Below are 25,837 nucleotides of genomic sequence, written 5' to 3' on the forward strand. Positions count from 1 at the left end.
ATCCGAAAGTCGTGATTTTGTGATGGTTAAATTCCATCTTCCCTAGATATCGGGGATAATGTGTATCTCACATTTTAGAGATTGGCAACCTCTAAGGTGCAAGCATGAGATAGAAGCAGGTAATGCTAAACCTTATGGCAAATTCCTGCAAACAGAGTTAGATATGATTACGAGAGAAACCTATGTCTGAATTGTCGTAAGGTTTAATATGCGAAATAAGGTTGAAAACGCATTGACCAAAATGGTACGAAGCAAAAGAGGAGTCAAAGTTTTAGTTTCTTTGATTATGGATATTCTCAGCTTCCGGCAAATAGTAGGAATCTAAGTCTAACGTGAAACAAAGTCATGGAACGGAGTAACCACATGGAAGCTCTTATTATTCTTTGTTTAAGAAGGATAACTAAGAAGGTGGCCAACTGAATGCTTCTATGTGGAGGGATTGTTTAAGAAGCAAATGCTCAAAGTAACACTTGGGATATGCAGACGTGGACACTGTAGTTTGGAAGGTAAAGTTATGAGTAGTAGTGAATATGTTGTGAGCCAACAAAAAGTTAGGTATAAATGGAACGAAATTCCTTGGCGTAAGCTGGAGAAATCTTCATTTAAGCTACAAAAACGAATTTACCGAGCTTCTAAGTGTAATGATATCAAAAAGATGCATAAGCTTCAGAGATTATTACTCAAATCAACAAGTGCAAGAACACTCGCTGTCAGAAAGGTGACTCAGGATAACAGGGGAAAAAAGACAGCAGGCATTGACGGAAAAGCTAGTCTTAATCAAAAAGAAAGATTGCAATTAGCAAACTCTTTGGATATAAGAAAAAAAGCAAAACCATCAAGACGTGTCTGGGTCCCAAAATCTGGAAAACCACTGGAGTATCGCCCTCTTGGTATACCCACGATAGCAGATCGAGCAAAACAAACACTTGTCAAAATGGCACTAGAACCGGAGTGGGAGGGAAAGTTCGAGTCAAACACTTTTGGTTTTAGACCTGGTAGGTCATGTCATGATGCAATAGCGGCTATATTTATTTCACTTGGAAGGAAAACAGCATTTATTCTGGATGCTGATATTTCTGGATGCTTTGATAATATTAACCATCACGCATTGCTAGAAAAACTCAATACCACACCAACTTTAAAGAGAATTATAAAAGGATGGTTGAGAGCAGGCGTTATGGAAGATAGAAAGTTTAAACCTACTAAATGTGGTATAATTCAAGGAGGAACAATTTCACTGCCATTAAGTTAAGGGAAAGAGAAGTTAAGATTGGACAAAAAATTTGAAGCGATTGATAATTATGGTAAATACTAGGGTGAATTTTTAAGAAAAGGGAGTCTGAAAAGTGCAAGTTATTTAAAAAAGTAATAATTGCAGGTTATTTTGCAAAGAATGTACTAATGCAATGATACTGAAAAGATATCTTGAATTTAAAACACATGTTTTCTAGCTCTTTTCTGGTAGTTGAGTGAACGAATATCAGATATCTTATGACGATCAACTCTTCTCCCTTTTCTTACCACTAAAGTGTTCATCAAAAATAACTGTGATAGTCGATCCATAATGCAGTCTATGTCTGACTCTGTAGAAAAAATATCAAAGGCTAAGTTTTTAATCGCATTAAATGAGACAGATTTATTGATGCTTTTTTTTAGTTTACTATTCTGTGCGCTCAATGTCTCTTCATCATCTTCTATCATGATACTTTCTAGATTACTGATGAAGATAGTTGACCAAAAATCCTACTTGATAGTTTCAATACTTTTTCCTGTGAAATTCTCTAAATTTAATCTTCCCTTCAGCCTAGAAAAAAATGTTTCTACTCCCCAGCGCAAGTAATATAATCTCTCAAACTCTTCGACTGTAAAACTTTGCTCATCTAACAGAGATGTTACTAACACTTCAACTTCTCCAGAAGAAAGTATTATTTTGACTAACCTGAATTTCATCTCATCAGGTAATCCTAGCTTTCGTAGCTGTCTTGCTACTTTAATAGGTGCGGTAGACACTACCACCATACTAGATGGGCTTTCCGGCTTAAACATAGCGTTTATTTCATTGAAAGACGAACTTGGACAGCGAATTATATAATTGATTTTCCTTCCTGTAAGCTCAGCAAGAAATCGATAAGATACGTATCCTCTATCACAGATTAACAAATCGTCTGATTTTATGGATTCAAGCATACCGATCGCTAAATCAACCTCATAGCTGTCACCTCTACTTAGCACAGATTTTATTGCAATATTATTTAGCACATCGTAGCAAACTTCAAAGGTTGCACTTGTATAGTCTTCAAATCTCTGGATTCCATTCCATACTGCTCTTGAGCCAAACTCGCCTATTATTTTGTCGCTCTTTGGCAGAATCAGTATTGAAGCATCAAATGCAAGTACTCTGAAGCCATGGTGGGTTTTAAATTCCTGATCTTGGTAGTATAGGGAAACTATATCATCATTTAACTCTGAAAACGCAGTATGCTTTAGCTTCTTTCTTGCTTGAGTAAATGCACTTGCCGTAATTGTGTAATCTTTTCTTGTATGCAGAACAAACTCATTAAGCATTACTTGTAATGACTTTACACTCTTTCTAAAAATCAGGAGAAATACATTAATGAAGGGCAGCTTTCTTTTTCGTGAGAAGTCTTTTGAGGATGCTCTGTGTGCGTTTATAAAGTTTAAACTCATCAATTTATTTTTTATAAACATGATTATTCTTTTTTTTACTCATGTCATTACTTCTTTTAATTTGTGGATCTTACCTGATTTTACAATACAGTCCATCACTTTCCCTTAACTTAATGGCAGTGGGAACAATTTCTCCTTTACTTGCTTGTATTGCATTACATGGATTAGAAAGTCATATTAAAAAAGCATTAGTATGTGAACTTTTTCAATACGCCAAAAGGAAATATGGTAGCAAGGCATCACGTACAGTAGCACAACAATCAATAAGTGTAATTGCTTACGCCGATGATTTTGCGGTCCTACATGAAAGTAAAGAAATCATTCTTAAGGCAAGGATAATAGTCGAGGAATGGCTAAAAACCATTGGACTAGGATTAAAAATGTCAAAGACAAAGATTTCTCACACTTTAAATGGAGAAGAACCAGGATTCAATTTTCTTGGATTTTCTATAAGACATTATCCAACAAGAAGTAGTAAGAAAGGTTACAAGTTATTAATGAAACCAAGTCAAGAATCTATAAAACAGCATAAATTCACTATTAAACATAAGCTTAAAGGATTGCGTGGAGCAACGCAAGAAGCAGTAATAAAAGAACTTAATCCTATAGTTAGAGGGTGGAGTCAATATTATATGTTAGTAGTTTCTAGGAAAACCTTTGAATTAATGAGTGATATAGTGCATAGAAACCTTTGGAAATGGGCAGTCCGTAGACATCCAAACAAAGGTAAATGCTGGATTAAGAGGAAATACTTTAATAAGTATAAAAATGACAACTGGAGATTTATGGCAAGTAACAAGATTCATCTTATTAGACACAGCGATCATGCTATCAAACGGCATGTCAAAGTGAAAGGAACTAAATCGCCATATGATGGGGATTGGATCTATTGGGGTAATCGTTTAAGGAAGATTCCAGATAAGCCACCAAGGGTAACAAAATTAATGAAGTTGCAACAAGGTAAATGTGCTCAATGTCAACTTTGGTTTAAAAGTGATGACGTCCTAGAGATACACCATAAAGACCTTAATAGACGCAATAATATGAGCAAAAATTTATCCTTGCTGCATGGACATTGTCATGATGAAGTACATAGGAGGTGTGCATGAAAAGCACCAAATTAGAGAGAAGCCGGATGATGGGTAAACTATCAAGTCCGGTTTTGAAGTCGAGTGAAGAAGGGCAACCTTCTCACTTAGATAACAGATTATCTCTTTTGAAAAGGAAAAGCTGAACAACAAAGTATTCGGTTTATATGAGGAAAGCTTAGATTTAGATTTGCTTGATGAGCGAGCAAAAAATGCTTTAGTTTATATGAACCCTAATGAACTTGTGGTTGTTCTTGACGTACAATAGGAGTAGACTTCTTGCATAACCATTATTTAGATATAGCTTGATGAATTAAATAATATAGTTAATAATTACATTAATTTGACATGTCATTAAAATACTATTAAACTGTATGTACAAAACGATGAATTAGGGAGTTTTAATGTTGAGCAATATTATAGAATCTGACACGAAAGCATTAGCTAAGGTATTCAGTAACAAAGAATTTTATAGACCAGTTGATGGTAACAAAAAAGATTATAAAACTTACCTAGCAGATATAGTTTCAGAGGATCTACGTAAAGTAGTTTTACCAAAAGAAATAATACCTAATCAGGTTACCTTGAATGTCTTCGCTTTTGCTTATAGGAAAGACTCTTCAATTTTACCTATTTTGTTAAAGTATTTTACTTATAAAAATTTACTAAAAGAAGCAAAAGGAGACCTGGATAAGATAAATCAAAAGTTGCAAGGTGTAATGGATGAGGAGCTAAAAAAGCTGCAAGACGAGCAGAAGCTATTGCGCAAAGAGACATCTGAGTTATCTGGTAAAGAAGTGGATGTTAAACAGGGTAAAGTACTTGTTACAAAGAGTGAAAAAATAACCGAAATTTCATCTAAGGTCGAGAAAATTAAATTATGCAAAGAAAACATCAAAAACCTTCTCAACGGTGATAAAGTAAAATTAAGGTTTTATCCACCCCAGTATTTCTCTATACTAAATAGTGGGCTTATAGAGATAATCGAAAAAAAACTAACAGCTTATGTTAAGGATGACACTAATATTGAGAATATATATCAAAGTCTTAATAATAAAGCAAAAAAGATTATAATATCAGGAAATATAAAAATAGCATTACAGACTTCTTCCTTGCTCGTTTTCCTCCCTGTATTCACGTTATCTATATTTACTCCACTTCTTGCTCAAATGCTTGCAGGGCCTAGTCAACTCCAGCGCGATATGTTCTATTTTTTTCATGCATTACTCACTACCAATTCTGCCACCAACTGTTGCTACACTACTTGCACTGGCAAGTGTGGTTTATTTAGTACAGAGGTACTATGAGCAAAGTTTTGTGAAGGAAATACAAGACTTTATAAAAGGACCAAAGCGTGCAGAGGATGAAAAGGAATTAGAATCAAAAGTAGAACCAAAAATAAGTAATTTAATAGATTTTTCTGATCATCATGAAATAGGAACCCTTCAGCACCACCATATGAAAATGAGCAATTGGAGGATCCTTTAGGAAAATTGTTAGCACAAAGCAATGGAAGTATTGATCCTATTCTGCATGGAGGAATCAGTTGTGTGTGAAGCCATATTTAAAATTTTCAATGTTGCTTTCCTGGGTGGCTTTATTGCATAGCTAGTGCTGGTTTAATGAAGGAAAAAAGCTTTAAAATGTATGGTACTAACACATTTTGCTGTAAGATAGGCATCTTTCAAACAAGTATAACTTATGCCACAAAAAATGAGAGTAAGTAACCAAAGAGAATATTGTAAGTTAAAAATATGTTATAAAACGAACAAGAGGGAAAGATAACCCTACTCACTATAGGAATAGAACTATCACGGGCATGTGCGACCGAAGGAAAATTGGTATTACAACCGTCGTTATCAAGGTACACTAGCCCATCTCTCGATACGTTTGAATAATTGTGTGGTATGCACCCATTTACAATCTTAAATTAATAAAACTACCGAGGTTATCATGATTACATCTTATCAAAATTTTATTGGCATTGACATCGGAAAATTCAAAAATGTTGTTGCAGTTCACAAGCAGAAGAATGCTGTCGAATTTGACAATAATACTTCTGGTTGGCAACAATTATGTCAAAAGTTCTCAGATATCTTACCTAATTCTTTAGTGACTTTAGAAAACACAGGAAAATTGGTTTGTCGAATTTTCTTATTGACAAGAATATCACAGTACATCGAGCTAATACCCGCAAAGTAAAAAGTTTTATTTTATCTCACGGAACTTTAGCAAAATCCGATAAATCAGATGCGATGGCTCTTGCTCAATATGCGCCATAGAACTCTCTCTCTATTTGCACCTACGTCAAAAGAACAATCAACTCTAGCTGCACTTTGTCAACGTCGTTACGCAAATGAGAACTCAGGAAAAATGTAGACTGGAAGCACCTGAAAACGACCATATAAGGGAAAGTTGTCAAAAAACTATTGAATTCTTTAATAGCCAAATAGATGAAATACTATACGAAAAATCATTGATGAAAGCCGTGAGTTACAACAACGTCAAAAAATCCTTAAAACAGTTCCTGAAAAGTTATCACAAGATTTTCTGTATTTAATACCAGAGCTTGGTTACTTAAACAGAAGAGAAGTAGCAAGTCTTGCCGGAGTAGCACCTCATCCTAAGGAAAGTGGTAAAGCTGTTGGTTACCGAAGGTAGTAGAAGTAATAAAGCTCTTTATATCAGCCATGGCTGCAGCAAAATCGAAATCTGTACTTGGTGGCTTTTATTCTAAACTTATTGAAGATCGTAAGCTCTAATGCGTAAAATTATAGTAATTGCTAATGCAAGACTTAAAGAAGCAATTAATTTACACAGCAGTAACTGACAATGAATATTGTGAATAACACACAAACTTAAAGTACTTATTCATTAGCTTAAGCAGGCAATAGCTGTTTGACATAAAATTCTATTCCTATGACGAATGGGTTTTTATTACCTGCATGATTGGGCAAAGTTGCAAAATTATGTCAATAAAAAAATTTATAAAAAACGTAGTTGATACCACAATATATTTTATAAAAGATGACTATTACCGACATCTTCAGTCTTTGCATCACTAAACTTACTTGCCACTTTATCAACAGCCCAGATGACAGCACTAACAGCATAACTCAAAACTGTGTTAACAAAGTTAGCTAATAGATGACTATGGCCCCATGCCTTATTTGACAACATGCACGAATAATCTATCAACGATTTTGTATTGTTCTTAAGATTAAAATTATCTGTTGCTTTCGCTAACCCTTTTGTCGGCCAATATGATAGATACGCCAATGCTAGATACAAAGGTTGTAGAACTACATTAGCTAATGTAAAAGCAATATTATGAGTTACAGAAGAAATTAGTAAATTACCAAAAGCTACATTCTTCACTGGTCCAACAACACTGTTGATGAGGTGAACGGATTTATAGAAACTATTTTTTGGAACTTCGTTACCTATAACGCTTTCGGTAGGGGTAATTCCCAATTCAGCATATCCCTTAAATTTGCTATATAAACTTGACATATTACTCCTCTAAAAATAAAAATATAATTACCTCATTAGTATAACTTATTTTAGAATAACTGCAATACTAAATTATGTGTTGCGCAAAAGCACATATTACCATACCATCGGAAATAAAGAGGTCAGCATGAGTTTTACTTTACCTGAGTTGCCATATGATAAAGCAGCTTTAGAGCCTTATATATCTGCAAATACATTGAATTTTCATTATGACAAGCACCATAAGGGGTATTTAAATAAGCTTAACGAGCTGGTTAAAAATACTGACCATCAACATATGGGAATTGAGGAATTAGTAACGAAAGTTCATAGCCATAGTGACAAAGTTCCTACATTTAACAACGCAGCACAAGTTTGGAATCACACTTTTTATTGGAATTCAATGAAGAAGGACGGTGGTGGTAAGCCTAAAGATGATGGTTTTTTGGCAAAAAAAATTCAAGATGATATCGGTGGTTTTGATAAATTTTGTGAAGAATTTTCAAATTGTGGAATAGGCCAATTTGGTAGTGGATGGGTATGGTTAGTGCTTGAAAAAGGAAAGCTCAAAATTACTAAAACTCCAAATGCGGATTTGCCGCTAATTTATGATCAGGTACCACTGCTTACTATGGATGTGTGGGAGCATGCATACTATTTAGATTGTCAAAATCGCAGAATTGACTACATAAAAGTTTTTCTTGATCATTTGATCAATTGGGATTTTGCAGAAGAGAATTTAACAAAGAATATATAAGATGAACGTTCCACAGGTAACAAAACTAGATAACGGTCTGCGCGTAATAACTGAGCGGGTGCATGACGTTGATTCCGTAGCTTTAAATATACGGGTTGGTGTTGGCAGTAGAGCTGAAAGTGCAAAGCAAAATGGAATATCTCATTTCTTAGAGCACATGGCTTTCAAAGGAACGAAAACGAGAACTGCATTTGAAATTGCGAAAGCTTTTGACGACATAGGTGGAGCTTTTAATGCCTGCACCGGTAGGGAAAGCACCAGTTACTATGCGAAGGTTCTCAAAAAGGATATTAAAACTGGGATAGATATATTAATAGATATATTAATAAATTCTATATTTCCAGAAGATGAATTGGAACGTGAAAAGGGTGTTGTAATACAAGAGATTTTTCAAACCAATGATTCACCGAGTGATATCATTTTCGATAAATATTTTGAAGTAGCTTATAAAGATCAACCATTTGGTAGGTCAATCTTGGGTACGCAAGATACTGTCAAATCTTTTACTCGAGCGAATCTAGATAACTACATAAATCAGCATTACTTTGGTGAAAATATTATATTTGCTGTTGCAGGAAATGTTGAGCATGAGGAAGTTGTTCAATTAATCAGAGACTTTCTCTCAAAGATTCATTCAAAAGAGCTAAAAAAAAGCCAGAATGCAAGTTATACCGGTGGCGAATATCTAGAGCATCGTAAATTAGATCAAGTACATTTATTAATTGGGCTACCTAGCGTTTCTCGTGATGATAATAAATATCATACATTTAAAGTGCTTGATTCTATACTAGGAAGTGGCATGTCATCACGCCTGTTTCAGGAAGTAAGAGAAAAGCAGGGGCTTGCTTACTCCATTTACTCATTCAACTCTAGCTATGCTGATACGGGAATGCTTTCCATTTTTGCTGGTACAGATAGTAGTAATCTAGATAAGCTTTTAAAATCCATAACGACAGAACTAAAGAAATTGTCCACGGATGATCTGAAGGAAGAAGAAGTAAATAGAGTAAAAGAACGAGTAAAATCCCAAATTTTAATGTCACGCGAAAGTGTTAGCTCACGTGCTGAAACGTTAGGATACTACTACGGTCACTATAATAAATACATCAGTAAAAATGAATTAATAGAAAAAATTAGTGCAGTTACCACTGCTAACGTAAAAAAAGCAGCAAAAGAATTGTTATCTCAGCATGAAAAAACCACTATAGCTGCAATTGGAGAAATTAAATCATTGCCAAGTTACGATAAAGTGGTTTCTATGCTTAGAGACTAGGTGTATAACTAATAATGTAAAGGATATTTGTTCAGATGCATGACTAATGTGCAAATATATGAAACCAGTGCTTCTTTTCTTGTAATTCAACTAGTCTCTTTGGTGTCATTCCAGCGCGTGACACTGGAATTCAGATTAGGCACTAACATGGAGGCGCTCTACAATGTTTTTTGTACAAAAGAACTGGGTGCCAGTGTCAAGAGCACTGGCCATTTGCCCCTACATTTTTGTCTATCTTATTTTGCCACCCTGCTGCTCAAAGCTTAGTGTACTTTAATTATGTTGCTTATGCTTACTAAAAAGTTCAATGAATGGTTGCAGAATACTTTCTATAAAAAGTTTGCTTTCTGGTTCATCGCGCATACTACTAATCACTTTATTGAAAGTTTTCTCGCTGTCTCATAAAAATAAATAGCTTTCTACTGATTGCACAACAGATAAGGCAGTCAAAATTCCTCCTATCATTAGACAAGAAGCTATAACAGGTACAGTACCCACTGCAATTCCAGTTGCGATTAATGATAAACCGACTAAGAGTGTAACGGCTGAGACGCAAAACGCTATTTGATGTTTTTCTTTATTTCTCCTAAGAAACTCCTTGAACTAACTCATCTTTTTTTACCAGGATATAGCCAAATTCAGAAGCTTTTTTACTCAGATTTTTCATAACCCTGTTTTGATAAAGTTTTTCGTAAGAATCAATTCCTTTTTCGACATACTCTTGTCCATACTTTAGCATATTATAAAAGATACATGCTAATTTCCTTGCCATAGCAGTGATCGCTTTTGGAGCTCCCAGTCGTTTTTTCCACTTTCTGCATTGTGAACCAAGAGCAGTATTACTTTTTGATACACATTGTGCAGCAAGCCGTAAGGCATTTGCAGCACGATTTACGACTTTACAAGTTTTCGTGCTAAACACTTTCTCTCCAGTGATTTTATTACCAGGACTCAGCCCCAACCAAGACGAAAATGTTGGCCATTTGTTATGGTTGATACCAGTCTCTGAGATTATGGTCTGTATACTTAGTACACTGAATCCTGGATCTAGTAAAATCTATCCCGATAACCCGGTATAATTCTTCATGCAAATTAAAGTTTGGATCATTTTTTTGCTTGCCTTGTGCTTTACTTGTTGATTTGCTCTCATCAGATTTTGTTTCAAATGTTTTATAGTAGCTTTCAACGCTTCTATCACATTCCTTTATTTGTTCCTGGAAAAAAGTATATGCTTCATATTCTTGCTTAAGTGTAAACAAGTGTTCCTCTCTGTAGTCATCGGTTAATGCCTTTACAATAGTAGATTTATCATTTCTTATTCGTCCATCCCTTAATTCAGCTAATTTTTCAGGATCTCTTTCACCTTCAATTATCGCTTCAATAATCCTAATACCTGTTACACCGTTAATATCACTAATTGCCTTATGTAACTGAATGTTCATCTGAATTAATGCCTTTTGCATGCGTTGAGTGTGTGTACTTGCGCTTCTGATTAGATTATTACGTTGTCTGACGTAGCCACGCAGTACGCAAATTTGATCATCTGGTCTAAATGATCCTTGGAGCAGTCCATAGCTATGTAACTGTTGCAACCACTGGCAATCTTGAACATCAGATTTTCTACCAGGTACATTTTTAATATGCCGCGCGTTTACTAATTTTACTTCAAATCCATATGATTCAAGTATTTGAAATAAAGGAATCCAATATACTCCCGTTGATTCCATAGCTACCGTTTTAATTTCACACTTCTTCAACCATTTTGCTAAGTTATGCAGATCCACTGTAAAACAACCAAACTTTTGGATATGTTGCTCATCTCTTCCTTCTGGAACACATACATAATGTACAGATGAGCCAATGTCTATTCCTGCCGCATTAGGGTTCATTACTTCCAACTTATTTTTTACTTTTGCCATTTTATACCTTTAGTATATAATTTATCATTGAAGAAGCGCTTCAGCTTGAGACGGTAAAATTAAGGCACTCTCCTAAACGAGGTAGTCTGAATAGACTCCATCAATGGTTTAACCGTCACCTTCAAAACCATGCTAACCAACGGGCACTGTGACACCATTGGGATATCGGTCATAACTGCAGAAGTGCTTCCTACGCAATTATACCAACAAATTACTAAAAACTTAAATTAGGGAGTTTCTTTTTGGTTTGACAGGTTTTGCCTGTTCGATGCTAGCCAGAAATGCCTCATAAAAACCACGTTTTTAGTGTACCCGTATATATAATGTACTGTCGAGTTTTTAAAGAAGATTAAAAAATGCAACGCACATGCGCAAAAAACGCTAACTATGGATTAGCCAAGAAAGAGTAGGAAGAGGAAGGCTTTTTCTGTTTTAAGGAATATAAAATAAGCGTAGAAAAAATATGAACTAGGTGTATAATTCACAGTGCAATGGTATTTCACTAATCCAATTATTTTTCTCTTGATCTAGCCTATCATCCAATATTGCCTGCCTTATAGATGCCATTAACTTATTCATGAAGAAAACATTGTGAACGGTAACAAGTGTGTAAGCCAGCAACTCTTTAGCTTTCAGTAGATGGTGTATATAAGCTCTTGAATGTTTCCTGCAGGTAAAGCACAAACAGTCACTTTCAATTGGGTTATCATCTAGCTCAAATCGTTGATTTCGCAAATTAATATGCTCTTTGCACTTTGAAGAAATAGAATCTCTGTTTTTTACTTTAACAAGTGCGCCACCATGTCTTGCAAGGCGAGTTGGATGCACGCAATCAAATGTGTCAACACCAAGCTCTACTGCGCGAAAAATGTCCACAATGCCACCAATACCAAGTAAATGAGTAGGCCTATCTTTTTTTAAATGTTCCATAGTAAAAGAAACTACATCATACATCTGCTCTTTGCTTTGACCAAGCGATCCACCTATTGCTTGACCAAAAAATGGCAAATCGTTGACAAAATCACAACTTTCTTTACGTAAATCTTGATACACTCCGCCTTGGCTAATTCCATACAGCGCCTGTTTGCCATCATTATTTTTTTCAAACTCATTTAAAGAACGTTCAGCCCATCTATGGCTCATGAGCATTGATTTTCTTGTGTATTCTTTACTAACATGGAATGGAGTACATTCATCTAAAACTAAGATTAAATCTGCACCTAATTTTTGTTGAATTTGTATCGATTTTTTAGGAGTTAGACAATAAGTTTTACCATTTATGTAAGAACGAAAAATTGCCCCATCTTCGTTAATTTTGATCAGAGTTTTTTGTTTCTGTCTTATTCCCTTTATCTCTTCTGAAACTGATCCGTGTCCTAAACTAAATATCTGGTATCCACCAGAATCAGTGAGCATTGGTCCACTCCATCCCATCATCTTGTGCAAGCCACCAAGCTTTGCCACAGTATCCTCTCCCGGTTGAAGCATTAGGTGATAGGTGTTGGAAAGTATTACCTGAGTACCTGCTTCTCTGATTCTCTCGATATCTGCAGCTTTAATAGCAGCTTTGGTTGCACAAAATATAAATGCTGGTGTTTCTACGTTTCCATTTGGAGTTTTAATAATGCCAACTTTTGCAGAACCTGATTGCTTGATTATCCTAAACGAGAACTTTTCCATCTATTTGCTTGAAAGTTCTGTTATGATGTTTTCTACTTTCTCAGGAGTAAGATTTTCATAGAAGTCATTATTGATCTGCGCAACGGGAGCATTAACACATGCACCAAGACATTCAACTTCCTTTAAAGTAAATAGATTATCTTTAGTAGTTTCACCGATATTGATTCCAAGTTTCTTTTTAAAGGTATTTAACACTTCTTCGCTATTGCATAACCAACAAGGAGTTGTTCTACAAACTTGTATCAGATATTTACCCACTGGTTTTAAATTATACATGGTATAAAAATTTGCCACTTCATATACGCGAATATGTGGAATATGCAGCATATCAGCAACATAGCGCATGGCAGATTCAGGAACCCATCCGCATTGTTCTTGTACGAGATATAGTAAAGGCATGACAGCGCTACCTTCTCTACCTTTAGGATACATCTCTATAGACTTTTTCGCTTTCCTGAGGTTGTCTGATGTAAAACTAAACTGCTCTTCTTTCTCTTTCATCTAATAAGGTTCATGTAAATCTCAACAGATTATATCTGAAAGACTAATAATTACAATTAGACTTCTTACATAAAAAGGCAATGACTTTAAATGTTGGAGTTTTTGTAACACCGCAGTTCACATTGATTGTGTCTGTAAGCTTCACTCCCACACTTATCACCTAATGGTGCTCTGTCGTTCAAGCATCCCTTCTCCTTCCATCTCAGTACTCTTTTCTGTCATCTCAATAGCCTCTGTATTGTCATCCGAGTAGCTGACACTGGAATCTAGTCTTTAATTATGCAATTTGCGTTTAGTTTTTCTGAATCATAGTATTACGCACTGGGATATGATGTCAGTATGTATAGCTAATTAAAAATATTAAAAAATTTACCAAGCAAAGAAAAAAGGCAAAAGAATCCCCTAGTAGTGAGTTTTGACTCTATAATAATTTAAACTGGCGCTGTAATAATGTGCTAACGCTTAAAATAAGCGCGATTTGGCTGAATGTAGAAAAAATAAAAAAGACATGCAATCGCTATAATTTTATGTAATCCGCCAATAAATACCCTGAGTTTTTTACTGAATTTTGTCATTGAGCCTGCAGGTCAAAAACAAGTATAAATACCCTTACTATCATGGTAAGGAAATTTGGGGGATTTGTAAAGGAGTTTCTGTTGTCAACAAAGCTGCTAAATTTATTATATGGTTTCAAAGGAAACATATTGTCTATGGAAAGTCTGGGTTTATTAGCGTATTATCTCAGAGTACTTAAAAATTAATTTCTTAATTTTAGTTAAAATTTTATTGACGTTACATATAGAAATAATCATAATAGCATTTTATTAAAATTTTAAATATAATTATGTCTATATTAAGTGGATTATTTGGAGTTAATACAACTATACTGAAAGTTAAAGAAGTAACAGATTTCAGTATAACAAACATAGCATTCATTGAGAAAAATGAAATTGCTTATGGACTTAGCTATCAAGACAACGGTAATGGAAGCAGTAGAGTAAAGTTACTTATTAGTCCATTATATCAATCGAAAACATACGAGTGTGATACATGTGTCAACGTAGCAAATGAATTCAAGGGCCAATTATCTCCCACACTAATAGAAGATTCAGCTGAAGTAGATAAAGTTGGAGTTATCTTTCCTACAGAAGAAATTAACAAAGAAGAAAAATGCATCAAAGGCTTAACATTCAACACTTACGAAATCAAGCATTCAATTAATGTTCCCTTAGTTGAATACGTAGGAAAAGTAAAATTATACAAGAACATTAATAGAGATAGTCTTGCAAATGAAGACAATAGTTACTTTCAACCAAAAGCAGTAAAAGTTGGTAATGGTAATGTCATTGTAATCGCTCATAATTTAAAGGATCAAACTTTAGTTTCTTGGTATCTACAATCAGACACGAATGGAAAATTTAAGGTTTTGCGTGAAAAAACGGTCTTATAGAAAGAAAATTATTCAAATTTAATAACCCAGGGCAATTGGCATTAGATGAAAATACGATACTTTATTCGCAAGTGAGAAAAAATAGTATTGAAAATCCAGAAGTAAGGAAAACAAATATTTTTAAGTTCGATATGGCCAAAGTGGTTGAGGATCTAAAAAGTGGAAAGAAAGATGAATGTTTGCTTGGTAAGAAAAATTGTCAGATAAATACAGCGTCATCTATTACTTCTAATCCAGGCGAAATAAATTTTTTACAGTATGTAAGAAGAACTGTAGGTGATGATTTAGTTGCTTTTCTTGCAGAAGACCGGTTGCCTAATAAACAAACTTTACATTTAACAAGTCTTGTTAAGAATGGATCAAAGTCGAACTTTATTATTCATGAATTTAAAGATTCTGTAGATCAATTGTACGTTAAAGACAATGGTCAAGAAGGTTTTATCGTAACTGCGGTAAGTGGAGAAAGTATCATAACTTTTAATAGAGAGAGCTCTAGAAAATCTTCTAAAGCAACGATAATACCGACAAGTAGTATCAAAGCTCTCAGTGATTTTGTTAATATCATTAACGGTCAATTGACGCCTAGTATCATTTCCAGCAGTACTGTGGCTCCTATAACTACTACGAAAATAGTTATGACTTCTAAAGGAGCGTCAACCGCTGCAATTACCGGGACAACAAGAACTGACGCTTTGAAGACTACTAAATTGATAACAGAAGCCGTTGCACCTACTTCTACAACGAGTAAACCTTCAACAGAGTCAACAATTCAAACAAGTACAGTAACAGTGGAGACAACAACCAGAGGCATCAACTACCGCTGCACCTACTTCTACGACGAGTAAACCTTCGATGGAGTCAACAACTCAAATAAGCACAATAAAATCTACAACAGTGGAGCCAACAACAGTAGCAAAAACAACTACTACTCCACAAACAACCACGGTTGCTACAACGTCAACTAGTGTGCCTTCGGAAACCGAGACAAGTACTGTAAAATCTACAGCAGCGACTATTGCGTCGACTTCTAAAGCAAGAAGTACTACGATGAGTAAACCTTTAACAGAATTAACAACTAAAACAGGTACGACATCTACGTCATCAGAACCAACAACAATAGCTGAAACTATTGCAACCTCACAATCGGCTATGATTACTACAATGCCAACTAATGTGCCAACAACAAACTCAGAGAAAACTATACAAACATTGTCTATTATGCCAAGTACTAGAACAAAGGCAACAACTCCTCTGCTCACTACAACTTTATTTTCTCAATCTACAGCTTCACCACAGCTTACTCAACTTGCTATAGGGTCTGATAGGGCAGGAATAATAGGGGGATCTTTAATTGGAGCAATAGGTATTGCTGGAATTATAGGATTCATAGCATATAAATATGTTAAGAGTAGTAATGCTGCTCCTGTGTTAGAACTAACTAATTTCAATGATAGAAGGCTATCATCTTCAAGTGGCAATAGCGATGAAGAAATTTTTATCGCTAGTAACAGAATGAGCCATATATCTATGCAAACTATGTATCAATCTGAAATAGTACTAAACAGTATATCAATAGAAAGTAGTAGTCGATCAAGAAGTAGCTCATCGTCTTTAAGCGGTGGACCAGGATCTCGATTAACTGAACTGGAGTCTAAAAGTGAAAAAAGCTTATCTTGGGATAGTGATGATGTGCCGGAATATCACCTTTAGCTATTTGTCTGAGTGTTTTTAGTATGTAGACTGTTAGGAAATTGTCTTTTGCTTTTGTAATTTTCATGTTAAAATATAGTTCCTGGGTGAAATAAGTAGCTGCTGTTGTGTGATAAACATAGCAGAGGAAAGTCCGAGCTCTAAGGAAAAATAGTGACGGGTAATACCCGCCGGAGGTAACTCCAGTTATAGGGCTACAGAAAATTACCGCCTAAAATATTATTAGGTAAGGGTGAAAAGGTGTGGTAAGAGCACACCATGACAATGGCAACATTGGTAGTCAAGTAACCAACACTAGGAGCAAGATTAAATAGAAGTAGACTTTATGTTTTTCTCATATCTACTCGGGTAAATCGCATGAAGTAAATGGTAACATTTACTCCAGATAAATAGCTACATAAACAGAACTCGGCTTATATTTCACCTAGGCAATGCGTGAATGTCAGCCATACTATGTAAATATAAAAAACATTTCACGTACCCTTTACGTGCTTACTATTACCCACAAATATAAATGGACATAAAAATAAAGGATTAGAATATTAAAGTGTGCAAATATTGAGGGTATAAAAATGGCAAATGAGAGTAATGAATGGGCTAAAAATGAATTTGGAAATGCTATACTAGGAGATAAAAGACTAACTGACCGATTAGTAAATATTGTTAGTAAGTATGCCTGAAAGTTCAATCAATCAGGCATGTGAAAGTTGGTCTGAAGCAAACGCTTTTTTCAAAATAAGAATGTAAAAGAAAGTGAGATTTTGGCTTCACATGTTGCTAAAACAGCTGAAAGAATGAAAGCTCACAAAAGAGTTCTTGTGATACAAATTACATTTCATATGCTCCTAATAGGGAGTGTTAAATAAACTGTGTCAAACCAAGAAATAAAAATATAATTGATATAAAAAACGGAGGTTTGACATGAGTCAAGTAAATAAAACTACCGGTTTGGTAGATTATAAAGAATTAGAAACCTGTCGTCTATACGAGAAGGAAGACCGCTAACAGGAAGAGATGACACCGTTTATAAAAAAGCTGCTTGAGGCAAGTCTGGAAGGTGAAATAGAACACCACTTGTCTGGTGAAAGCGAAGAAAATAATCGAAGAAATGGGAAAAACTTTACGTACAACTCATTTGAGTTGTTAACACCTAGAGACAGGGAAGGAAGCTTTGAACCCCAAATAGTTAGAAAAAGACAAACAACAGAACTTGAAGCAAAGGTCTTAAGCACATTTGCCAGTGGCATGGAGATATAGCGTCACATATTGAGGAAATTTACGATCATAAAATATCGGCGGCAGAGATATCAAGTATTACTGACAAACAGTAATCAACGAATGGCGTAGTCGTCCGCTGCAGTCTGTATATCCGATAGTTTTCATGGTTTTTTAAGGAGTTGTGTAAGTAAATGTATGTATAATATATTAGCAAAATGGCAGAAAAGAAGTTTTATTTAGCTGAAAGTGAAGTTCTGGTTGGGAGTACTAAATGATCTCAAAGAGAGAGGAGTGGAAGATATTCTAATTGCATGTGTAGATGGGCTAAAAAGCTTTCCTGCAGCAATAAACGGTGTGTTCCCTAATGCAGAATGTGTATAGTGCATCAGATACGTAACTCACTGAAGTATGTAGCTAGTAAAGAGTTTTTTGAGTGATTTAAAGAAAAGCTTCAAGTAAGGAAATTGCCGAGAATTATCTGTTGGAATTAGATGAAAAATGGGGCACAAAGTACCCTATAATCTTGGCAGAATAATTGGGAAAACCTATCTGGTTATTTTAAGTATTCCGACCCAGTTAGGAGGATGATCTATACTACTAATCCCATAGAGGGGCTACATAGGCAAATTAGGAAATTCACCAAAACCAAGGGCTCATTTACTAGCATAAATGCCTTGTATAAATAGGTATATTGTGCTATAAAGAAAGTGGAGGAGAAATGGACTATGCCTGTACATGATTGGGCATTGACTATATCTCAGCTCGACATTTTCTTTCCCAACAGATTGAAAATTGAGTTGAATTAAAAATGCAGTTTGACACAGTTTATTTAACACTCTCTCCTAATAAACTCCTTCAATTAACTGATCCTTTCTCCTAAGAAACTCCTTGAACTAACTCATCTTTTTTTACCAGGATATAGCCAAATTCAGAAGCTTTTTTACTCAGATTTTTCATAACCCTGTTTTGATAAAGTTTTTCGTAAGAATCAATTCCTTTTTCGACATACTCTTGTCCATACTTTAGCATATTATAAAAGATACATGCTAATTTCCTTGCCATAGCAGTGATCGCTTTTGGAGCTCCCAGTCGTTTTTTCCACTTTCTGCATTGTGAACCAAGAGCAGTATTACTTTTTGATACACATTGTGCAGCAAGCCGTAAGGCATTTGCAGCACGATTTACGACTTTACAAGTTTTCGTGCTAAACACTTTCTCTCCAGTGATTTTATTACCAGGACTCAGCCCCAACCAAGACGAAAATGTTGGCCATTTGTTATGGTTGATACCAGTCTCTGAGATTATGGTCTGTATACTTAGTACACTGAATCCTGGATCTAGTAAAATCTATCCCGATAACCCGGTATAATTCTTCATGCAAATTAAAGTTTGGATCATTTTTTTGCTTGCCTTGTGCTTTACTTGTTGATTTGCTCTCATCAGATTTTGTTTCAAATGTTTTATAGTAGCTTTCAACGCTTCTATCACATTCCTTTATTTGTTCCTGGAAAAAAGTATATGCTTCATATTCTTGCTTAAGTGTAAACAAGTGTTCCTCTCTGTAGTCACCGGTTAATGCCTTTACAATAGTAGATTTATCATTTCTTATTCGTCCATCCCTTAATTCAGCTAATTTTTCAGGATCTCTTTCACCTTCAATTATCGCTTCAATAATCCTAATACCTGTTACACCGTTAATATCACTAATTGCCTTATGTAACTGAATGTTCATCTGAATTAATGCCTTTTGCATGCGTTGAGTGTGTGTACTTGCGCTTCTGATTAGATTATTACGTTGTCTGACGTAGCCACGCAGTACGCAAATTTGATCATCTGGTCTAAATGATCCTTGGAGCAGTCCATAGCTATGTAACTGTTGCAACCACTGGCAATCTTGAACATCAGATTTTCTACCAGGTACATTTTTAATATGCCGCGCGTTTACTAATTTTACTTCAAATCCATATGATTCAAGTATTTGAAATAAAGGAATCCAATATACTCCCGTTGATTCCATAGCTACCGTTTTAATTTCACACTTCTTCAACCATTTTGCTAAGTTATGCAGATCCACTGTAAAACAACCAAACTTTTGGATATGTTGCTCATCTCTTCCTTCTGGAACACATACATAATGTACAGATGAGCCAATGTCTATTCCTGCCGCATTAGGGTTCATTACTTCCAACTTATTTTTTACTTTTGCCATTTTATACCTTTAGTATATAATTTATCATTGAAGAAGCGCTTCAGCTTGAGACGGTAAAATTAAGGCACTCTCCTAAACGAGGTAGTCTGAATAGACTCCATCAATGGTTTAACCGTCACCTTCAAAACCATGCTAACCAACGGGCACTGTGACACCATTGGGATATCGGTCATAACTGCAGAAGTGCTTCCTACGCAATTATACCAACAAATTACTAAAAACTTAAATTAGGGAGTTTCTTTTTGGTTTGACAGGTTTTGCCTGTTCGATGCTAGCCAGAAAAAAACACGTGGATTGGGAGATATTTCAAGAAAAAGGGACAAACCTAAACCACTGCCATTAAGTTAAGGGAAAGTGATGGACTGTATTGTAAAATCAGGTAAGATCCACAAATTAAAAGAAGTAATGACATGAGTAAAAAAAAGAATAATCATGTTTATAAAAAATAAATTGATGAGTTTAAACTTTATAAACGCACACAGAGCATCCTCAAAAGACTTCTCACGAAAAAGAAAGCTGCCCTTCATTAATGTATTTCTCCTGATTTTTAGAAAGAGTGTAAAGTCATTACAAGTAATGCTTAATGAGTTTGTTCTGCATACAAGAAAAGATTACACAATTACGGCAAGTGCATTTACTCAAGCAAGAAAGAAGCTAAAGCATACTGCGTTTTCAGAGTTAAATGATGATATAGTTTCCCTATACTACCAAGATCAGGAATTTAAAACCCACCATGGCTTCAGAGTACTTGCATTTGATGCTTCAATACTGATTCTGCCAAAGAGCGACAAAATAATAGGCGAGTTTGGCTCAAGAGCAGTATGGAATGGAATCCAGAGATTTGAAGACTATACAAGTGCAACCTTTGAAGTTTGCTACGATGTGCTAAATAATATTGCAATAAAATCTGTGCTAAGTAGAGGTGACAGCTATGAGGTTGATTTAGCGATCGGTATGCTTGAATCCATAAAATCAGACGATTTGTTAATCTGTGATAGAGGATACGTATCTTATCGATTTCTTGCTGAGCTTACAGGAAGGAAAATCAATTATATAATTCGCTGTCCAAGTTCGTCTTTCAATGAAATAAACGCTATGTTTAAGCCGGAAAGCCCATCTAGTATGGTGGTAGTGTCTACCGCACCTATTAAAGTAGCAAGACAGCTACGAAAGCTAGGATTACCTGATGAGATGAAATTCAGGTTAGTCAAAATAATACTTTCTTCTGGAGAAGTTGAAGTGTTAGTAACATCTCTGTTAGATGAGCAAAGTTTTACAGTCGAAGAGTTTGAGAGATTATATTACTTGCGCTGGGGAGTAGAAACATTTTTTTCTAGGCTGAAGGGAAGATTAAATTTAGAGAATTTCACAGGAAAAAGTATTGAAACTATCAAGCAGGATTTTTGGTCAACTATCTTCATCAGTAATCTAGAAAGTATCATGATAGAAGATGATGAAGAGACGTTGAGCGCACAGAATAGTAAACTAAAAAAAAGCATCAATAAATCTGTCTCATTTAATGCGATTAAAAACTTAGCCTTTGATATTTTTTCTACAGAGTCAGACATAGACTGCATTATGGATCGACTATCACAGTTATTTTTGATGAACACTTTAGTGGTAAGAAAAGGGAGAAGAGTTGATCGTCATAAGATATCTGATATTCGTTCACTCAACTACCAGAAAAGAGCTAGAAAACATGTGTTTTAAATTCAAGATATCTTTTCAGTATCATTGCATTAGTACATTCTTTGCAAAATAACCTGCAATTATTACTTTTTTAAATAACTTGCACTTTTCAGACTCCCTTTTCTTAAAAATTCACCCTAGTATTTACCATAATTATCAATCACTTCAAATTTTTTGTCCAATCTTAACTTCTCTTTCCCTTAACTTAATGGCAGTGAAACTGTTCTCTCCCCTTAGAACTTACTATTACCCACAAATATAAATGGACTTATAAATAAAGTATTAGAATATTAAAGTTTGCAAATATTGAGGGTATAAAAATGGCAAGTGGGTTGGGAATTATCTCAAGAAAACGTAGTAAAGGTGTTATGCTGCATACAGCTTTTGCTGTTAGTACAGAAGGCTTGGCATTAGGAATAAAAAATTTACTCGAGACCACCTGTTTCTGAAGAAGCCAAAGAGCTAAAAGAGAGGAATCGTAAAAGAGCACATATTGAAGATAAAGAAAGTATAAAGTGGCTAGAAAGCCTAAGGAAAACAGATAGCATATATAGACTCAACTAAAACTGAAGCTATAACTGTATGTGATAGAGAGGCAGATATTTATGAATTTTTTGAACTTGCACGTAATCTTAACTCAGCAGTTTTAGTAAGAGCTTCCAAAGATCGAGATATAAATAGAAAATCCAGATTTTCCAACGATAAACAAAAATTATGGAATTTTTTGAAGACTTCTCTAGCATTGGTACAATAGAAATTGAAATCCCTGCTAGAGATAATAAGCCAAAAAGAACAGCATGTTTAGAGGTTAAGTTTGGGAAGTTTATGATGGATCCGCCTAAAAGGCACATAAGGTATAAAGAGTTATATAACCTACCACTTTATGCAGTTTATGGTGTTCTGTCCTCCTGAAGCAAGTCCGCTAGAGTGGATGCTTTTAACGAATCTTCCTGTTAATACTTTTGATGAGGCAGTTGAAAAGGTTAGTTGGTATTGTCTTAGATGGAAGATAGAGATACTTCATAAAATTTTAAAATCTGGCCTTAAAGTTGAAGAATGTAGACTTGAAACAGCAGAAAGATTAATGAGGTATTTAACGGTTATGAGTGTTATTGCTTGGAGAATTTTTTTTATTACAACAATTGCAAGAACCAATCCAACACTACTTTATTAGCTGAAGAAGAGTGGAAAGTTTTATACGCGAAAATACACAAATGCCCAAATGTAACTCCTACTATAAAAGAGGTTGTTTCATGGATTGCTCAGCTTGGAGGCCACTTAGCCAGAAAAAATGACCCAGAACCTGGACCTATTACCCTTTGGAAAGGATGGAGACGTCTCTTTGATTTATCAGAAGGATGGAGGCTTGCTACTGAACTTTATACTTGTGGGTAATAGTAAGGTTCTCGACCCTACGTTGAAAAATCCAATAAAGGAATAAAAATACAATTTTTTTATTGTACTGTAAGCAAATATACTTTTAACTTTATTATTAATCTATTACGATGTTAAACAGATATTTTCAAAACAATGAATAAAAATGAGATCTTGTAAGTTTTTAGAAAAAGTATTATGTGAGGTAAGGAATATCGAAAATACACTCAAAGTACTAAGCACAAGCCAATTGGATATAGAGGATAAGATCGAACAAATGTGTCTTCTAGAGGAAATTAGACATGAAATTATCTCTCATGATGCAATAAAAGAATCATTAGCAGATGCTCTTAGCAATACTAAGGGTGCAGACGCTACGCAGCTAAAGTTAATAGAGGGAATACATAAAAGCAATAGTGCTATTCCTGTTGATTTAGTCAAATCTTTGTCCAAAGCTAAGATTGAATGTCAAAATTTATGGAAGCTATCTAATTATGAAGTCAGTAACTTAGAAAAGCTAAAAGAACGCTTTGCTGATCTAATCAAACTTATTCGTGAAGTAGCTTCTATAAAATCGCAGCAATTAAAGTGCTCAAAATATGACTCACTGCTTGCTGACTATGACTCTAATATCACAGAAAAGAACATAAAGGAAATATTTCCTAAGTTAGGCAAATTTTTTAGTGAAAACGTAGAGAAAATAATTGAAAAGCAGAAGAAAGATAAGGTTACCAGTATACAAAAAGTTGCAATTCAGAAACAGATTGAACTTGGCTCGTCGTGCTTACATCAAATGAGTGTTACACTAAATGAGATTTCCACTTCTTATTATGATCCTATAGATTATGATGAATCTGATTTTTGTTGTGGTTTGTTTTTACTTTTACGGCATAATGGTTATGCAATTCATCAAAAATGTTTAGCGCAAAATTCTATAAAGAGCTCCATTACGAAACATGTTATGCATGAAACTCAAGGGTTATTCATGGAAAGGATGATTGGAACATCTAGAGAATTTATTGAGTTCATCCAACCACACATAAAAGAGAAATTTGCTATAAAAGGCAAAACTAATAGCAGTGTTGAAAATTTGTACTTGATTTTCAATAAAGTAAATCTTTCATCTTTTTTAAAGAATGCGGATGAGTTCACTTTATTAGCACATATTATGATGAGAACTAAGTTAGAACAGGATATAATAAATGGTACGTTAGAAATCAAAGATCTGCATGATAGATGGCTTGAAGGTATTAAGCACTATAAAATTCCAGTAAAAGCTAAAAATGAGCTAGACACTTATTTTCAAGATGAGCATTGGACAAGTGGTGTTATAGGCTACTTTCCTATTAAAGTTATAGCATTAATCGCTGCTGTGCAGTTTTTTTCTTTCATTAAGAAGAATCATTACGAATGTTTGGATGCTATAGTAAAAGGAGATTTTAGTTTACTTATCGATTGGTTCTCTCAAAATGTATACAGTGCAAAGTATGACTTTTTGAAACAGCTAAAAAAGGTAACAGGCAGGGATTTAGATATTGAATGCTACACTAGCTATTTATCTGAAAAGTATAATTTGTCTCAATAAATGGTTTTCTTGAGTTGTGTATGAGTTTTGTTCAAAAATTAACCGGAAAGTTTTATAGCCTTTTTACTTTCAAAGGTTTGTTTGCTAGCGATATTGCTATAGACCTTGGTACTGCAAATACTTTAGTTTATCAGAAAAGTCAGGGGATAGTGCTTGATGAACCTTCTGTTGTAGCGAGAGTGAAAGAAAAAGGAAGCTACGTTCCTCGTGTTTTTGGTGAAAAAGCTAAGATGATGCTTGGAAAGACGCCTGGAGAAATAGAAGCGATAAGGCCATTGAAAGATGGAGTTATTGCTGATTTTAAAAGCGCGGAAGAAATGTTAAAATATTTCATACGTAATGCAAACACAAAATTCACTGTCAATAAACCTAATATTATCATATGTGTTCCATCTGGGTCCACTCCAGTTGAAAGGCGTGCTATACAAGATGCAGCAGAAAGTGCTGGTGCAAACGAAGTATTCTTAATTGAAGAACCAATGGCTGCAGCAATTGGCGCTGGACTCCCTGTTACCGAGCCTGAAGGCTCTATGATTGTTGACATAGGGGGGGGTACAACTGAAGTTGCAATTATTTCTTTAGGTGGAATTGTTTATTCACGTTCTGCCAGAGTGGGTGGTGATATTATGGATGAGGCAATAAAGTCATATATTCGCGAAAATCACAAGTTATTAATTGGTGAAACAACTGCTGAAAAAATTAAGAAAAATGTAGGTTCAGCCAGTCTTCCAGGTGAAAATAACAAAGAGGGAATGATAATTAAAGGCAGGGATTTAGTGAGTGGCATGCCGAAGGAAATGCTTTTATCAGAATACCAAGTTGCAGAGAGTCTAATAGAACCTGTACATCAGATAATTTCTGCTATTAGGACTGCACTGGAGAGTACTCCACCTGAACTTTCTTCTGATATAGTTGATAGAGGAATAATTTTATCTGGTGGCGGTGGATTATTGCGTAACTTGGGTAAAGTTATTAGTGAAACAACAAGGTTACCAGTTCGAGTTGCAGATGATCCACTTTGTTGTGTTGCCTTGGGTAGTGGAAAAGTGCTTGAAAACATGGATTATTTTGGCCATGTTTTATTCAAGCAAGATTAAATTGTTTTTGAAGGTAGTTTATCGAATTGTTTTGATGGAATTATGTAATATAAATGAGATACCAGTGTCACGCACCAAGTAATTTGAAGGCAATTTTCATAAGGAAG

16 protein-coding genes, 1 other RNA gene and 7 pseudogenes are annotated in these 25,837 nt (G+C 34.9%); 18 read left to right on the forward strand and 6 right to left on the reverse strand.

The window, feature by feature from the left end; translation table 11 throughout:
• Nucleotides 1–454 precede the first annotated feature (454 nt).
• Nucleotides 455–1,252, forward strand: coding sequence for a reverse transcriptase N-terminal domain-containing protein (locus ABLO99_RS05460; RefSeq protein ID WP_349967108.1), 798 nt, complete (start codon nucleotides 455–457; stop codon nucleotides 1,250–1,252).
• 179 nt (nucleotides 1,253–1,431) lie between these two features.
• On the opposite strand, the pseudogene ABLO99_RS05465 reads toward ABLO99_RS05460, so the two are convergent.
• A pseudogene (locus tag ABLO99_RS05465) lies at nucleotides 1,432–2,709 on the reverse strand (IS4-like element ISWpi18 family transposase).
• Between the two features lie 92 nt (nucleotides 2,710–2,801).
• On the opposite strand from ABLO99_RS05465, the gene ABLO99_RS05470 reads away from it, so the two are divergent.
• The 5 genes and pseudogenes from ABLO99_RS05470 to ABLO99_RS05490 all read left to right on the forward strand — a co-directional run bounded on the left by ABLO99_RS05470 (nucleotide 2,802) and on the right by ABLO99_RS05490 (nucleotide 6,606).
• Nucleotides 2,802–3,797: a group II intron maturase-specific domain-containing protein gene (locus tag ABLO99_RS05470; RefSeq protein ID WP_349967110.1), complete on the forward strand. Its 996-nt coding sequence runs from the start codon at nucleotides 2,802–2,804 to the stop codon at nucleotides 3,795–3,797.
• Nucleotides 3,794–3,922: a hypothetical protein gene (locus ABLO99_RS05475; RefSeq protein ID WP_349967112.1), complete on the forward strand. Its 129-nt coding sequence runs from the start codon at nucleotides 3,794–3,796 to the stop codon at nucleotides 3,920–3,922. The genes ABLO99_RS05470 and ABLO99_RS05475 overlap by 4 nt, the downstream gene beginning before the upstream one ends.
• A gap of 258 nt (nucleotides 3,923–4,180) precedes the next feature.
• Nucleotides 4,181–5,083, forward strand: a complete 903-nt coding sequence (locus ABLO99_RS05480; protein ID WP_349967113.1) for a hypothetical protein — start codon at nucleotides 4,181–4,183, stop codon at nucleotides 5,081–5,083.
• A 10-nt stretch (nucleotides 5,084–5,093) separates the two neighbouring features.
• Nucleotides 5,094–5,264: a hypothetical protein gene (locus tag ABLO99_RS05485; protein WP_349967114.1), complete on the forward strand. Its 171-nt coding sequence runs from the start codon at nucleotides 5,094–5,096 to the stop codon at nucleotides 5,262–5,264.
• A gap of 465 nt (nucleotides 5,265–5,729) precedes the next feature.
• Nucleotides 5,730–6,606 (forward strand): annotated as a pseudogene (locus tag ABLO99_RS05490) (IS110 family transposase).
• A 188-nt stretch (nucleotides 6,607–6,794) separates the two neighbouring features.
• Here the strand turns inward: ABLO99_RS05490 and ABLO99_RS05495 are convergent.
• Nucleotides 6,795–7,289 (reverse strand): hypothetical protein, encoded by a 495-nt coding sequence (locus ABLO99_RS05495; RefSeq protein WP_349967115.1) that lies wholly within the window; start codon nucleotides 7,287–7,289, stop codon nucleotides 6,795–6,797.
• Between the two features lie 127 nt (nucleotides 7,290–7,416).
• Here ABLO99_RS05495 and ABLO99_RS05500 point away from each other — a divergent pair, with 127 nt between their 5' ends.
• Nucleotides 7,417–8,025, forward strand: coding sequence for a superoxide dismutase (locus ABLO99_RS05500; RefSeq protein WP_349967117.1), 609 nt, complete (start codon nucleotides 7,417–7,419; stop codon nucleotides 8,023–8,025).
• Nucleotide 8,026: 1 nt separating this feature from the next.
• Nucleotides 8,027–9,298, forward strand: coding sequence for a pitrilysin family protein (locus ABLO99_RS05505; protein WP_349967119.1), 1,272 nt, complete (start codon nucleotides 8,027–8,029; stop codon nucleotides 9,296–9,298).
• 586 nt (nucleotides 9,299–9,884) lie between these two features.
• Here the strand turns inward: ABLO99_RS05505 and ABLO99_RS05510 are convergent.
• The 3 genes and pseudogenes from ABLO99_RS05510 to nuoE form a co-directional block, all read right to left on the reverse strand.
• Nucleotides 9,885–11,217 (reverse strand): annotated as a pseudogene (locus ABLO99_RS05510) (IS110 family transposase).
• A gap of 468 nt (nucleotides 11,218–11,685) precedes the next feature.
• Nucleotides 11,686–12,897 carry a tRNA guanosine(34) transglycosylase Tgt gene (gene tgt / locus ABLO99_RS05515; RefSeq protein WP_047759148.1) on the reverse strand — a complete coding sequence of 404 codons (1,212 nt, stop codon included), beginning with the start codon at nucleotides 12,895–12,897 and terminating at the stop codon, nucleotides 11,686–11,688.
• Entirely contained in the window at nucleotides 12,898–13,398 is a 501-nt protein-coding gene (nuoE, locus tag ABLO99_RS05520; RefSeq protein WP_047759149.1) for an NADH-quinone oxidoreductase subunit NuoE, read from the reverse strand. It abuts the gene before it with no gap.
• 844 nt (nucleotides 13,399–14,242) lie between these two features.
• Between nuoE and ABLO99_RS08685 the strand changes: the two genes are divergently transcribed.
• The 6 genes and pseudogenes from ABLO99_RS08685 to ABLO99_RS05540 all read left to right on the forward strand — a co-directional run bounded on the left by ABLO99_RS08685 (nucleotide 14,243) and on the right by ABLO99_RS05540 (nucleotide 18,582).
• Complete coding sequence (locus ABLO99_RS08685) at nucleotides 14,243–14,848, forward strand: hypothetical protein (protein WP_410543663.1); 606 nt, start codon at nucleotides 14,243–14,245, stop codon at nucleotides 14,846–14,848.
• A 35-nt stretch (nucleotides 14,849–14,883) separates the two neighbouring features.
• Complete coding sequence (locus ABLO99_RS08690; RefSeq protein WP_410543664.1) at nucleotides 14,884–15,693, forward strand: hypothetical protein; 810 nt, start codon at nucleotides 14,884–14,886, stop codon at nucleotides 15,691–15,693.
• A gap of 7 nt (nucleotides 15,694–15,700) precedes the next feature.
• Entirely contained in the window at nucleotides 15,701–16,558 is an 858-nt protein-coding gene (locus ABLO99_RS08695; protein ID WP_410543665.1) for a hypothetical protein, read from the forward strand.
• A gap of 82 nt (nucleotides 16,559–16,640) precedes the next feature.
• An RNA gene (gene rnpB / locus ABLO99_RS05530) (RNase P RNA component class A) lies at nucleotides 16,641–16,990 on the forward strand.
• A gap of 140 nt (nucleotides 16,991–17,130) precedes the next feature.
• A pseudogene (locus ABLO99_RS05535) lies at nucleotides 17,131–17,400 on the forward strand (transposase); the annotation flags it as partial.
• 79 nt (nucleotides 17,401–17,479) lie between these two features.
• A pseudogene (locus ABLO99_RS05540) lies at nucleotides 17,480–18,582 on the forward strand (IS256 family transposase).
• Nucleotides 18,583–18,652: 70 nt separating this feature from the next.
• Here the strand turns inward: ABLO99_RS05540 and ABLO99_RS05545 are convergent.
• Nucleotides 18,653–19,985, reverse strand: a pseudogene (locus ABLO99_RS05545) (IS110 family transposase).
• A 432-nt stretch (nucleotides 19,986–20,417) separates the two neighbouring features.
• Between ABLO99_RS05545 and ABLO99_RS05550 the strand changes: the two are divergent.
• The 4 genes and pseudogenes from ABLO99_RS05550 to ABLO99_RS05565 all read left to right on the forward strand — a co-directional run bounded on the left by ABLO99_RS05550 (nucleotide 20,418) and on the right by ABLO99_RS05565 (nucleotide 25,730).
• A complete protein-coding gene (locus tag ABLO99_RS05550) occupies nucleotides 20,418–21,695 on the forward strand; it encodes an IS4-like element ISWpi18 family transposase (RefSeq protein ID WP_349966866.1) in 1,278 nt (425 codons plus the stop codon).
• A gap of 305 nt (nucleotides 21,696–22,000) precedes the next feature.
• Nucleotides 22,001–23,069, forward strand: a pseudogene (locus ABLO99_RS05555) (IS4 family transposase); the annotation flags it as partial.
• Nucleotides 23,070–23,214: 145 nt separating this feature from the next.
• Complete coding sequence (locus ABLO99_RS05560; protein WP_349967122.1) at nucleotides 23,215–24,633, forward strand: carboxypeptidase; 1,419 nt, start codon at nucleotides 23,215–23,217, stop codon at nucleotides 24,631–24,633.
• Nucleotides 24,634–24,653: 20 nt separating this feature from the next.
• On the forward strand, nucleotides 24,654–25,730 hold the full coding sequence (locus ABLO99_RS05565) for a rod shape-determining protein (RefSeq protein ID WP_349967123.1): 1,077 nt from the start codon (nucleotides 24,654–24,656) through the stop codon (nucleotides 25,728–25,730).
• Nucleotides 25,731–25,837: the final 107 nt, after the last annotated feature.

This window comes from Wolbachia endosymbiont of Armadillidium arcangelii (genome assembly GCF_040207875.1).
Classification (GTDB): domain Bacteria; phylum Pseudomonadota; class Alphaproteobacteria; order Rickettsiales; family Anaplasmataceae; genus Wolbachia.

What these genes read in the sequence shown, in the direction of transcription:
- ABLO99_RS05460 (WP_349967108.1), top strand. Translation starts at nt 455, where the DNA reads ATGCTCAAAGTAACACTTGGGATATGCAGACGTGGACACTGTAGTTTG.
- ABLO99_RS05470 (WP_349967110.1), top strand. Translation starts at nt 2,802, where the DNA reads ATGGCAGTGGGAACAATTTCTCCTTTACTTGCTTGTATTGCATTACAT.
- ABLO99_RS05475 (WP_349967112.1), top strand. Translation starts at nt 3,794, where the DNA reads ATGAAAAGCACCAAATTAGAGAGAAGCCGGATGATGGGTAAACTATCA.
- ABLO99_RS05480 (WP_349967113.1), top strand. Translation starts at nt 4,181, where the DNA reads ATGTTGAGCAATATTATAGAATCTGACACGAAAGCATTAGCTAAGGTA.
- ABLO99_RS05495 (WP_349967115.1), bottom strand. Translation starts at nt 7,289, where the DNA reads ATGTCAAGTTTATATAGCAAATTTAAGGGATATGCTGAATTGGGAATT.
- ABLO99_RS05500 (WP_349967117.1), top strand. Translation starts at nt 7,417, where the DNA reads ATGAGTTTTACTTTACCTGAGTTGCCATATGATAAAGCAGCTTTAGAG.
- ABLO99_RS05505 (WP_349967119.1), top strand. Translation starts at nt 8,027, where the DNA reads ATGAACGTTCCACAGGTAACAAAACTAGATAACGGTCTGCGCGTAATA.
- tgt (WP_047759148.1), bottom strand. Translation starts at nt 12,897, where the DNA reads ATGGAAAAGTTCTCGTTTAGGATAATCAAGCAATCAGGTTCTGCAAAA.
- nuoE (WP_047759149.1), bottom strand. Translation starts at nt 13,398, where the DNA reads ATGAAAGAGAAAGAAGAGCAGTTTAGTTTTACATCAGACAACCTCAGG.
- ABLO99_RS08685 (WP_410543663.1), top strand. Translation starts at nt 14,243, where the DNA reads ATGTCTATATTAAGTGGATTATTTGGAGTTAATACAACTATACTGAAA.
- ABLO99_RS08695 (WP_410543665.1), top strand. Translation starts at nt 15,701, where the DNA reads ATGGAGTCAACAACTCAAATAAGCACAATAAAATCTACAACAGTGGAG.
- ABLO99_RS05550 (WP_349966866.1), top strand. Translation starts at nt 20,418, where the DNA reads ATGTTTATAAAAAATAAATTGATGAGTTTAAACTTTATAAACGCACAC.
- ABLO99_RS05560 (WP_349967122.1), top strand. Translation starts at nt 23,215, where the DNA reads ATGAGATCTTGTAAGTTTTTAGAAAAAGTATTATGTGAGGTAAGGAAT.
- ABLO99_RS05565 (WP_349967123.1), top strand. Translation starts at nt 24,654, where the DNA reads ATGAGTTTTGTTCAAAAATTAACCGGAAAGTTTTATAGCCTTTTTACT.